The sequence below is a fragment of the Bacillus sp. JJ634 genome (assembly GCF_036962285.1).
Taxonomy (GTDB): domain Bacteria; phylum Bacillota; class Bacilli; order Bacillales; family DSM-1321; genus Peribacillus; species Peribacillus asahii_A.
In genome coordinates, this window is the sequence record NZ_JBALMU010000090.1 from 1 (window position 1) to 11,695 (window position 11,695).

12 protein-coding genes are annotated in these 11,695 nt (G+C 37.7%); 7 read left to right on the forward strand and 5 right to left on the reverse strand.

What is annotated here, in order from left to right:
• The first annotated feature begins 146 nt into the window (after positions 1 to 146).
• Positions 147 to 938 (forward strand): alpha/beta fold hydrolase, encoded by a 792-nt coding sequence (locus V7068_RS14165; protein WP_499713325.1) that lies wholly within the window; start codon positions 147 to 149, stop codon positions 936 to 938.
• Positions 939 to 1,054: 116 nt separating this feature from the next.
• Here V7068_RS14165 and yoyE read toward each other — a convergent pair whose 3' ends face one another.
• The 3 genes from yoyE to V7068_RS14180 form a co-directional block, all read right to left on the reverse strand.
• Positions 1,055 to 1,180: a protein YoyE gene (gene yoyE, locus V7068_RS14170; protein WP_499713326.1), complete on the reverse strand. Its 126-nt coding sequence runs from the start codon at positions 1,178 to 1,180 to the stop codon at positions 1,055 to 1,057.
• A 200-nt stretch (positions 1,181 to 1,380) separates the two neighbouring features.
• Entirely contained in the window at positions 1,381 to 1,671 is a 291-nt protein-coding gene (locus tag V7068_RS14175; RefSeq protein WP_499713327.1) for a hypothetical protein, read from the reverse strand.
• Positions 1,672 to 1,700: 29 nt separating this feature from the next.
• Positions 1,701 to 4,277, reverse strand: a complete 2,577-nt coding sequence (locus V7068_RS14180) for a DEAD/DEAH box helicase (RefSeq protein WP_499713328.1) — start codon at positions 4,275 to 4,277, stop codon at positions 1,701 to 1,703.
• A gap of 883 nt (positions 4,278 to 5,160) precedes the next feature.
• Here V7068_RS14180 and V7068_RS14185 point away from each other — a divergent pair.
• The 5 genes from V7068_RS14185 to V7068_RS14205 all read left to right on the forward strand — a co-directional run bounded on the left by V7068_RS14185 (position 5,161) and on the right by V7068_RS14205 (position 8,218).
• Entirely contained in the window at positions 5,161 to 5,301 is a 141-nt protein-coding gene (locus V7068_RS14185; protein WP_499713334.1) for a hypothetical protein, read from the forward strand.
• Complete coding sequence (bioF, locus tag V7068_RS14190; protein WP_499713329.1) at positions 5,298 to 6,494, forward strand: 8-amino-7-oxononanoate synthase; 1,197 nt, start codon at positions 5,298 to 5,300, stop codon at positions 6,492 to 6,494. Before V7068_RS14185 ends, bioF begins: the two co-directional genes overlap by 4 nt.
• 175 nt (positions 6,495 to 6,669) lie before the next feature.
• Positions 6,670 to 7,152 (forward strand): DUF2975 domain-containing protein, encoded by a 483-nt coding sequence (locus tag V7068_RS14195; protein ID WP_499713330.1) that lies wholly within the window; start codon positions 6,670 to 6,672, stop codon positions 7,150 to 7,152.
• 10 nt (positions 7,153 to 7,162) lie between these two features.
• Positions 7,163 to 7,381: a helix-turn-helix domain-containing protein gene (locus tag V7068_RS14200; protein ID WP_119117935.1), complete on the forward strand. Its 219-nt coding sequence runs from the start codon at positions 7,163 to 7,165 to the stop codon at positions 7,379 to 7,381.
• 45 nt (positions 7,382 to 7,426) lie between these two features.
• The gene (locus tag V7068_RS14205; protein WP_499713331.1) at positions 7,427 to 8,218 is read left to right on the forward strand and encodes a DUF817 domain-containing protein; all 792 of its coding nucleotides are present in this window, start codon (positions 7,427 to 7,429) and stop codon (positions 8,216 to 8,218) included.
• Positions 8,219 to 8,505: 287 nt separating this feature from the next.
• Here the strand turns inward: V7068_RS14205 and V7068_RS14210 are convergent, their stop codons facing one another.
• Positions 8,506 to 8,946, reverse strand: a complete 441-nt coding sequence (locus tag V7068_RS14210) for a peptidylprolyl isomerase (RefSeq protein WP_127760043.1) — start codon at positions 8,944 to 8,946, stop codon at positions 8,506 to 8,508.
• 288 nt (positions 8,947 to 9,234) lie between these two features.
• On the opposite strand from V7068_RS14210, the gene V7068_RS14215 reads away from it, so the two are divergent.
• Positions 9,235 to 10,413: a chromate transporter gene (locus V7068_RS14215; RefSeq protein ID WP_499713332.1), complete on the forward strand. Its 1,179-nt coding sequence runs from the start codon at positions 9,235 to 9,237 to the stop codon at positions 10,411 to 10,413.
• 100 nt (positions 10,414 to 10,513) lie between these two features.
• Here the strand turns inward: V7068_RS14215 and V7068_RS14220 are convergent, their stop codons facing one another.
• A complete protein-coding gene (locus V7068_RS14220; protein WP_499713333.1) occupies positions 10,514 to 11,566 on the reverse strand; it encodes a zinc-dependent alcohol dehydrogenase family protein in 1,053 nt (350 codons plus the stop codon).
• Positions 11,567 to 11,695: the final 129 nt, after the last annotated feature.

Here is an 11,695-nt window from a genome sequence, read left to right on the forward strand (position 1 = left end):
ATCGCTTGTTATTAAGATAAAACACATATCTCTTTATTGGATTTCATATGGGATTTAGTACAGCAATACATATTAACCATTCTGAATAAAGAATAATGCTTAAAGATTTTAGAAATGATTTCAGATTGATTGAGGTGGTTATATACATGCCAATGTTAGATATAGATGGTGCAAACTTATATTACACTGTTAAAGGAAACGGGATTCCTATCGTTTTTATTCATCCCCCTGTGCTTACCAGTTCAAACTTCAAATACCAAGTAGAAGGATTATCTCGGAATTTTAAAGTTATTACTTTTGATATTAGAGGCCATGGCAGAAGTCAATATTCAGACACGCCAATTATCTATTCACTAATTGTAGAAGATATCAAACGTTTATTAGATCATTTAAACATTCAAAAAGCATTCATATGCGGCTATTCAACCGGTGGCTCTATTGCACTAGAATATTTATTAAATGCCCCTGACCGAGCTCTAGGAGGCATTGTAATAAGCGGTATGTCTGAAGTGAAAGATAGGGAGTTAAAGCAAAAGATTTCTTTAGGAATATCGCTTGCCAATAAAAAAGCAGTTCCACTTCTTGCACTAGCCATTTCGTGGGGCAATTCAAATAAGCAAGAGTTATTCAATAAGATGTTTAATGAAGCCCTAACAGGAAATTCAATAAATATCGAACAGTATTTCCGTTATAGCTTACATTATAATTGTACCAATCAGCTAAAGAACATTCCCCTGCCTGTTTTACTCGTTTACGGAAAAAAAGATAAACAGTTCCATTATTATGCTAAGTTATTACATGAAAACTTGCCATATAACGAATTACAAGTCATCGATTATGCAAAGCATCAAATTCCTACAAAATCAGCTAATGATTTAAATCAACTTATTACACATTTTATTGAGACGACTATGAATGAAGTCACAGGAGAATATTGATACAAGAACGCCAAATACCGCTCACCTTATAATGGAATGAGCGGTATTTGACTATATAGACAGATTGCTTTTTAAAAGGGTATACTCCCATTAAAATTTAGTAATTGGATCCGAGACTATTTCTTTCGCTTTTGCGCAGAAAATTCTTTACCGTGTGCCTCTTGTTCTGCAATAATAGCTTCTTCTGGAACATGGTTATTCTTTTTTGGAGAATTGATGCGATTACGATGTTTTTTACCCATTATTGAACTCCCCTATCTATATGTTTTAAATTTTGATGATGGTTAGGTCTCATCTTGTATGTTGAACTGCTTGAAACTTCCATCAGGTGTGAGGTCTTACCACTCGTTCATTTGTGATAAAACCGCTTTTAAACAAGCATTATTAGCTTTCCCACCTAAGATGAAAACATGCTCCAGAAGCACTTTTGACCAACTATTGGTTATCCTCTAAGACCTTTACTCTCTTTAAACACTTGAATAAACGTCCCAGGATCATCCTTAACAGTAAAAGGGTATACACCCGCACTTGTATGAAGATACAATATTCCTTCCTCACCTCCAATTTTCCGAAAAGATATATCATGAACGGTATGAATAGGAAATTCACGATATTTTGTAGTAATTTTATTTTCGTATAAATACATATCACGATTGGAAATGACTGTTCTTTGTTCATTATAGGTGACTTCTCTAAGAATTCTATAATATGGCTGATGAGCTTTCCACTTCATATAAAACATCTCCATCATAATAAGCTAGCCTAATGCTGACTTGATCGATACCTTCTTCGATATCTACTATGATAACAAGAGTCACAGATTGGAAAACGTGATTCATCCGGTAGCTTCTTCCCACATTGTTTACATTTTTTCTGGTAATTAATTACTTCATCTTTTAATTGATCATGCACACCGTTGCTAATCTCTTCTCGGACGCGTTCCCAATAAATCGCTTCACTCCTCCGATCGATACGGTATAAAAATAATAGATGAAGGCCGATAGCTTTATACGAAAGCTCAAGCTCCTCTAGATTTCCCCTTTTGATGACCGGTTCTGGAAGCTCCCGATTCTCAGCAATCGCGAATATAGTATCCAACCACTGATTGACGAGTCTTGGTTCTTTTGTTGAAAACGGGAGATGAAGAAATCCATATAAATCCATCAAGGAAAAGCGAACTTCAATTTCCGTATCACAAATCAGTTCATATAGCTCTCGTTCTTCTGAAAGAGAGGCTTTTTTTGTTCCTTTTGGCGGATTAAATCTATCCCATAGTTCAAAAAATGTCCCTAGGTTTCGATAATATTTCTGAAACCGTTCAAATACCGCTGATGTAGGCGCAATGGCAAAGGTTTTAATCGGCTCATCTACCTGTTCCAGTAACTTACGCATCATTTTAATATCAGATGTAAATGCGACTTTACCTGTATTATAAATCCCTTTCCTTCCAGCTCGCCCAGCAATTTGCTTGACTTCCTGAGAGGTCAATCTTCTCCTGCTCGTTCCATCGAACTTCTCATTTTCCAAGATAACAATACGACGAATTGGCAGGTTTAATCCCATTCCAATTGCATCTGTTGCCACGACAACGGATGTTTCACCACGGTTAAAAAGCTCAATTTGCCTTTTTCTTGTTTCTGGAGGCATACTGCCATATATCATACTGACGCTATGCCCATTTCGTCGCAAACTGGAAGCTGTTTCAAGAACCCGCCTCCTTGAAAAACAAACAAGGGCATCCCCTTTTTGCGTGTTTTTCAAACTGAACTCTCCACTCTCTACCTCCAAGGGAATTTCACGGCTATATTCATGCAGTTCAATATCAGCTCCATCTAACAGATTAAGAAGCATCATTTTAGTATTTTGGCTTCCAATGATATGTACTTCTTTTGCATTTGCCTTCGTGATGGCTCGATACCATGAGAAACCACGATCTTTATCAGCAATCATTTGCGCCTCATCAATGACCATCACTTCATAATAATCCTTCTCACGAAACATCTCGACTGTAGAGGAAATATGGTTCGCACTCTCCATTAGCTTTTCTTCTTCACCAGTCTTTAAGGAGCACGGGACACCATCTGCATTCAACTTGTCATAAACTTCGAGTGCGAGAAGCCGGAGTGGAGCAAGATATAAACCACTTTGAGCTTGCTTCATTTTTTGCAGCGCTCGATGCGTCTTTCCTGTATTTGTCTCTCCAATATGGAGCACATATCTCGTGTTCTTTCCTAGGGCCGCGCTATAAGCCTTGCCAAAAATATCATCAAGGATTCTTTCCTCTTCCGCTTTCCTGCGTTCCTGCTCTGCCAACTCTTCGGCCAGTCTTCGTTCTCTAGTCGCTTCATCTTTCTCAAAGATCTCCTGATGCAAAGTTTCGTCAAAAGAAACTTCTGCTAGTCTTAACAAATCAGAAAGGTATTCCTCCTGAAGCTCATCAAAACAAGCCTCAGATAAATCTGCCAATTCATCTCGCAGCACCCCTTTTAAAGCTCCTATAGTCAGAGGGTCACCATAAATTTCCGTATAATCCTCCATTAGCTTCTCGGGTAAATGTTCGATAACTTTTTTCGGAGCAAAGTCTAAAATGAATTCCGACACAATTCTTTCATAGCGATAGAAATAGGTTTCATATTCAAAGTCGCTCCTTCCCCAAACAAATAGCGAGTGAATATCACCTGTCAATTCTTCAAAGAAATCAGTAAGCATTACATAATCTGTCGCGTTAAACTCCCCCTGCACCCTCAATGGTTCTTCAAGTAAGTAGGGCTCTGTATAATGATACTTTTTCTTATTTTGAATATCATCAGACAACATTCGAGCTACGTGATAACGGACATGCAAATATGAAAAAAAAGCATTCTTATCCAAAAAGTCATAAGCAGCCTTTTGCAGTTTTTCTCGAATATGCCATCGCTGTTCGGCTTGCCTCTTCTCTTCTTGTCTTTTAAAGAAAGTTTGTCTTGCATTGACATATCTTTGCTCCCAGTCTTGCTCATTTTCAGATAAAGTTTGTTTCAGCCAAGGCAGCACATCAAAGGGATAATAATTTCTTAATTCGTTACGGAATAATTGATTAATTAGCTTTTTATCTGTCCCTTCGGTAACATATCCCTTTTCATTCAAAAAGGCCTTTTTTTCTTTTCTCGGTACATCATTTGAAGCTTTATTTAGCCAAACATTAATCCAAATCTGCTCAATATAAGACTGTCTGTCAGAAATATATGTTTGCCAGGCAGGAAGCTTATCTTGTGTTTCTAAATAGCGCTCAATATCCTGGATAACCTTTTGTTTTGTTTGCTCAATTGCGAGCGGATATATCTCTTCTAATTTTCCCATCATAATCCCCTTTTACGTGTCACAATATATAGTTATGCAGTGTTGTTCAATTAGTTAGATTTGAAACTAATAGCCTTTATGGACTTTCATTGCATGACACTTCTTTCTTTAATATCCATATTATATCAACCAGGAGCAAAAACAAAAACATTCGTTCTATTTTAGCCATTCCCTTAGCAAATACAATTGAATAACTAAATGTACGTATTTGTTATTGTTAACTACCCTTTTTATTTTATAACCTGGCTGAAAAGCTAGATTGTCCTACCATGTGTAAAGGTCCACTTCTCAGCTTTCGAACTATCTCCTGAACCAAATACAAATTCTTGATTGCAACACCTGTATTTACTGCATCAGAACTTTGAAAAGCCCTTGTAGCGTTTTATAGTGTAGGTGCTTTTCTAGCTAATATGCAGCTTGATAAATAAGCCCTACAGGGACCTCGGTTATTTGTGCCATTTTTTCAGATGTCCAACTCATCTACAGATTGGAACATAATTATCCTCCTAGAACACCCTACCCAGATACAGGATTATTAAGAAATTCAATTTTTCCTATATTGACGATATCACTGTATTATGTTTTAATATTCTCAATTGTAAACTTAATTTAATTATAGTTTACAATTGAGAGACTCTTATGAAAAAATGGACAACTTACGATCTTGCGCTGATTGCTTTTCTTGCTAGTTTTATAGCGATTACAGGAGCAATTAAAATTCCTCTCAGAATTCCAGCTTTCTGCTCCTATTGCTGTAGCAATTGTCGCTGTATTTGGATTTAAGCGCTACCTTCTTGCGGGTATCCGCGCTAGTCTGATTTTATTTCTGCTTGGCATTCATAATCTATTAAACATCGAAATACGGATTACCCACTTAAAAAATATTGGAGAAGATTGTGGAGGACGCCTCTTTTTTGTTAAACAACATTGTCCTCTAGATGACTATATTTCTTATTTAGAAACAACACCTGTCTGTATTACATATGAAAACGAAACCGATCATAGAAGGAGGGCAAGCTCATGACAGATTATCTTAACCAGGAATTACAGCAAATTCGAGAACAAGGATTATTTCGAACACTGCGGAGGATAGATGCAGCAAGTGATACAGAAACAGTGCTAGAAGGAAAGAAGGTTCTTCTATTTTCTTCTAATAATTATCTAGGTTTAGCCAATGATTCACGTATGAAAGAAAAAGCCATTGAAGCAATCAAACAATTTGGTACAGGAAGCGGCGGCTCTCGTTTAACGACGGGAAATCTTTCTTTGCATGAACAGTTAGAACGTGACATTGCCTCTTTTAAAGGAAAGGAGGCTAGCCTTGTATTTAGCAGCGGATTCCTAGCAAATATCGGCATTATTTCTACTTTGATGAAGCAGGGTGATGTTATTTTAAGCGATTCCCTAAACCACGCTAGCATCATTGATGGCTGCCGCTTAAGTAAAGCTGATACGGTTATTTACAATCATGTTGATATGAACGATTTAGAGAAAAAATTACAAAATACAACCTCTTATCAACGAAGGCTCATTGTTACAGACGGTGTGTTCAGCATGGATGGAAATATTGCTCCACTCCCTGCTATCGTCTCACTTGCACAAAAATACGGAGCTATGGTAATGGTCGATGATGCACACTCTACAGGAATTTTGGGTAAAACAGGCGCTGGTACAGCCGAATATTTTGGATTGACGCATCAGATTGATTTATTAATGGGAACGCTTAGTAAATCAATTGGAGCAGAGGGTGGATATGTCGCGGCATCTCAATCCCTCATTCAATACTTGCGCAATAAAGCTCGTTCTTTTATTTTCCAAACGGCTTTATCTCCTAGTGTTGTCGCTGCGAGTATAGAAGGAATTCGTATCATTCGTGAAGAAAGAGAAAGAAGCGTACGACTGCTTGAAAATGCGGAATTTTTACGGAACGAATTGAAAAAATCAGGCTTTTCGCTTATAGATGGCTCCACTCCCATTCTTGCGGTTTTAATTGGTTCTGCACAAGATGCTGTTCATTTTTCCAAAAGATTAGAAGAAGAAGGAATTTTTGCTCCAGCTATCCGCCCACCTACAGTACCTGAAGGCATGAGCCGTATTCGATTAACCATAATGGCCACTCATCGGCAGGAACAGTTGGAATATGCTTTACATACCTTTGTGAAAATCGGAAAAGAGATGAATCTTCTTTCTAGCAAAAATGTCATGCAATCGAAATAGTAATCAAAAAGAAAGCATTCCCCTGTAAATAATGAGGAATGCTTTTTATTTTTTCTAAAATTAAAGGGATAATTAAATAACAATAAAAATACTATTAAAATAAATATTTTTTTATTGTTAAACGATAAATATCGTGTTAAATTCAAATTGAAAATAAATAAGTGAGGTGCTTTTTATGAAACAAGTTACGACACTCTTTTTAAAGATAGCTGTTATTTTTATTGGAATCCCAGTTCTTGCTTTGTGTATCTTTTTGGTACCTGAGATAGGGAATGTTGCAGCACAATTGCTTCCAGAGTTTGCTTATATAGAATATCTCGTTTCCATCGTTTTTTATGCATCAGCGATACCTTTTTACTTTGCTCTGTATCAGGCATTTAAACTTTTAAGATATATTGACAAGAATAAAGCTTTCTCCGAATTATCTGTAAAATCTTTAAAGAAAATCAAATACTGCGCCATCACAATCAGCAGCTTGCATGCGCTAGTCTTGCCACTCTTCTATCTATTTGCGGATAAAGACGACGCCCCGGGTGTCATCTTTATAGGATTGGTTGTTCCTTTTGCTTCAATGGTGATTGCAGTCTTTGCTGCTGTTCTTCAAAAACTGTTAAAAGAAGCGATTGATATAAAATCAGAAAATGACTTAACGGTCTGAGGTGAAAACAATGGCAATTATAATCAATATTGATGTGATGTTGGCGAAAAGGAAAATGAGCGTGACAGAACTATCCGAGAGAGTTGGCATAACAATGGCTAACCTTTCTATATTGAAGAATGGAAAGGCAAAAGCGATTCGATTATCCACTTTAGAAGCGATTTGTAAGGCTTTAGAATGTCAACCTGGAGATATTTTAGAATACAAAAGTGACGAAGACACCCAATAAGCAGGACTTACATGTATTCAGAAAAAACTTTTGGAGGCACCAATCATGAGAACACTAAAACAACCCGTTCGTTTTGGTTGGGAGCAGGCCCTATCGTGTTTGTTTCCTGTCATTATTTTTGCCTCGTTGGCTTTTACACAAATCATGCCACTTCCCTTCCTGCCACGGTATGACTGGCTGCTCATCATCTGCCTTCTGATGCAGTGGTACATGGTGCGTTCTGGGCTTGAAACACGGGATGAACTAAAGGTTATCACATTGTTCCACCTTATTGGACTTACTCTTGAACTTTTCAAGGTACATATGGGCTCCTGGTCTTATCCAGAGGAAGGATATTTCAAAATTTTTGGAGTGCCTTTGTATAGTGGATTCATGTACGCAAGTGTAGCGAGTTATCTTTGCCAGGCATGGAGGCGATTGAAAGTTGAACTGGTTAAGTGGCCCCCGTTTTTGGTAGTTGTACCTCTTGCAGCTGCGATTTATTTGAATTTTTTCACCCATCATTATTGGATTGACGTTCGTTGGTGGTTATCTGGACTTGTAATGATCGTCTTTTGGCAATCATGGGTTACATACGAGGTTGATGGAACTCGTTATCGTATGCCACTCGCACTTTCTTTTGTACTCATCGGATTCTTTATATGGATAGCTGAAAATATCGCAACGTTCTTTGGAGCGTGGAAATATCCAAACCAAACCGAAGCATGGAGTCTCGTTCATTTAGGAAAGGTAAGTTCATGGCTCTTATTGGTGATTGTTAGCTTTCTTATAGTAGCGACGTTAAAGCAGGTTAAGGGAAGAAGTTCCACTAGGATGGATACTAGTCAATTTTTATAAATGCTAAGGATCTTTAGGTTGAAGTTCTCCTAGCTTACAAAATTCCGAATAAAATAAATTGGAAAAAGGACATAGCATATTTGTTAATATAAAATATGTTGGGTCCTTTTATTTATTTGATTTAGGTCCTGATAAAACATTGTATATAATCCCATCTTTATCCTCTTCCCTGATTTCTCAGGAATATCCTTAGAGGCATTCAAAAACTGTAATAGGCTATAAATAAATTAAGAAACAAAAAAAGAGCAGCGCTAATTAACAGCCCTACTCTCATTTACATGATTTAATTACTCCGCATCAAATACTCTTACTTCTTTCATTGTGTCACCATTTTTCATAGCTCTTGCAGTTTCAAGACCTGATGTCACTTTACCAAAGACAGTGTGGACTCCATTTAGATGAGGTTGCGGCTCATGAACAATGAAAAACTGACTAGAGCCTGTATCTCTACCAGCATGAGCCATAGATAAGCTGCCTGCTTCATGTTTATGAGGATTTCCCTCAGTCTCACATTTAATAGTAGTACCACTTCCACCCATTCCTGTACCTGTAGGGTCTCCACCTTGGCTTACAAACCCTGGAATTACCCTATGGAAAACTACTCCATCATAAAAGCCCTCATTAGCTAGTTTTTCAAAGTTAGCTACTGTGTTGGGAGCTTCATTAGGGTAAAATTCAAGCTCAATCTTTTCTCCATTTTCCATTACAATGTATCCCTTTTTAGCCATTCTGTTCATCTCCTTAAATTATGTATGTAAAACCAATGTATATAATATCATTTATAATTCAATAAAAAAAGCAGGGAGATTATAAGTTACAGTTTGATTAATATCTTAAACAGCTTCATAAAATCTTGTAGACAACGCCTCCATATCAGGGTCTGTCTACAAGCTTTTTTTATATTAAAACTATGTAAATTTTCTATTAATCAAATTGAAAACGAACCATGCACTATGTTACATTTTATGAAAATTTGATTTTACCGTTGCAAGATTAAAAGAATGGAGAACCTCGATATGAACAGTAGATTTAAATCATTACTAGAAATACTCTTCGTTTCGACTAAACTTGGATTAACATCGTTTGGCGGTCCCGTGGCTCATTTAGGATATTTCCACGAGGTATATATTCGAAGAAAAAAATGGATGGATGAAAAAAGCTATGCGGACCTAGTAGCACTCTCTCAATTCTTACCCGGTCCAGCTAGTAGCCAAGTAGGAATTGGGATAGGAGTTATGCGCGCAGGAATTCTAGGTGGAATCGTAGCTTTTATCGGATTTACACTTCCTTCCGTAATTGCTCTCATACTATTTGCTATACTCCTTCAAGGGCTAGATACAGGAGAAGCTGGCTGGATACACGGATTGAAAATAGTAGCGGTAGCCGTAGTTGCACATGCTATTTTAGGGATGACAAAAAATTTAACTCCTGATTTAAAGAGAAAAACCATTGCATTATTTGCATTAGTAGGAACACTTTTATGGCAATCCATTCTTACTCAAGTAGTTGTTATTTGCACTTCTGCCCTTCTTGGTTATCTTCTATATAAACAACATACTAAAAGTGACGAAGAAAGTATCCAGTTCCCCATTACACGAAAAGTGGGAATCGTATGTTTAACATTATTCTTTGGATTATTGATTCTATTGCCTATTTTAAAGGAGATAACTGCATCTCACTGGGTAGCCATGTTTGATAGCTTCTATCGATCTGGTTCCTTAGTTTTTGGCGGCGGTCACGTTGTTCTCCCTTTACTAGAACGAGAATTTGTTCCCACTGGATGGATTAGCGAAGAAGCTTTCTTAGCTGGTTATGGTGTAACCCAAGCAGTACCTGGCCCCTTATTTACATTTGCCGCTTATTTAGGTGCTATTATGTATGGTTGGCAAGGCGGCTTAGTCGCAACTATCGCTATATTCTTACCCGCCTTCCTTCTAATCCTTGGTACGTTACCATTTTGGGATACTTTACGTCGTAATCCTAAAATTAAAGGGGCGTTTATGGGTATAAATGCTGCAGTAGTAGGAATTTTAATTTCAGCATTTTACCATCCTATTTGGACTAGCTCCATTCTAACCTCCATTGACTTTACCTTAGCTTCCATCTTATTTAGTATGCTTATGTTTTGGAAGCTCCGCCCTTGGATTATTGTTGTTTGCGGAGCCATTGGTGGTATATTACTTACATTTATTTAATCAACTATTTTCTAAGCTACCAAATTTGGTAGCTTAGAAAATAGTTTAAACTCAAAAAAATAGACACAAACCAGAAGCCTGTGTCAAAGTCCTCTCTCTTCTATTTAAATTGTGTAATTACATTAAACCCATATGTTTTATAGCTTGTCATATCATGAAGCACCTCAGATACATCATCTAAGGCAATCTCACGTGAAATGAGTGACTTTGGGTTTAACTTTCCTTGAGCAATCAATGCTAGTAAACCATTATACTCTGAGCGAGGGTTACCTAGACTTCCGACCACTTCTAACTCCATCGCCGTAATCGCATCAATCGGAAGACCAACTAAGCCCCCTTCATTTTTTGTAGTTAAACCAATTTGAACATGTCGGCCTCCTTTGCGTAAAGAAGTGACCGAATTTAAAATCGTTTCTTGAATTCCAAGTGCTTCGATGGATGCATGTGCCCCACCCTTCGTTATTTCTCGAATGGCTTCCACGACATTTTCTTGGCGAGCGTTCACACCAACAACGGCACCTTCCTCCTTAGCCATGTCCAATTTAGCCTCATCTACATCAACTGCAATGACTTGAGCGCCTATCGCATTGGCAACTTGAACAGCAGATAGCCCAACACCTCCTGCACCATGAACAACAAGCCAATTCCCTGGCTTAATATTGCTGCGCATGACGCCATGATAGCCAGTCATATAGCGACAACCAATAGCTGCAGCTGTAAGCGTGTCCACTTCATCAGGAAGAGCAACTAAGTTAAAATCCCCATTTGGTACTTTCACATATTCTGCATACGCTCCATCATAACTAAATCCAAAAATTTGTAAAGAATCACAGCGATTTGATTGACCACTCAAACAGTTTAAACAATGTGAGCACCCTTCGTGGAAAGGAGTCGTTACTCGATCCCCTGGACGAAAGTTTTTCACTTCTCTTCCTACCGCTTCAACAACACCGCCTAATTCATGACCTGGAATAATCGGAAGTACGGGACTTAAACCAATCCATTCCCAATCTCCCATCCAAGCATGCCAATCACTACGGCACACTCCGCTTGCTTCGACTTTCACAATGACATCATGCGGACCTGGAGTTGGGTCAGGTACATGACCTATTCTTAACGGTTTTCCTTGTTCAATAATTTGAGCAGCTCTCATATGCTTGTCCCCCTTAATTACAGTATTTGTATATTGTTAACGCCTTCTTTATCAAAGATATTCCGCAAGTCCTTTAAACATGAACAAAAAACTTTCTTCGACAAACATAATTAAACCCTGCCTGTTTTT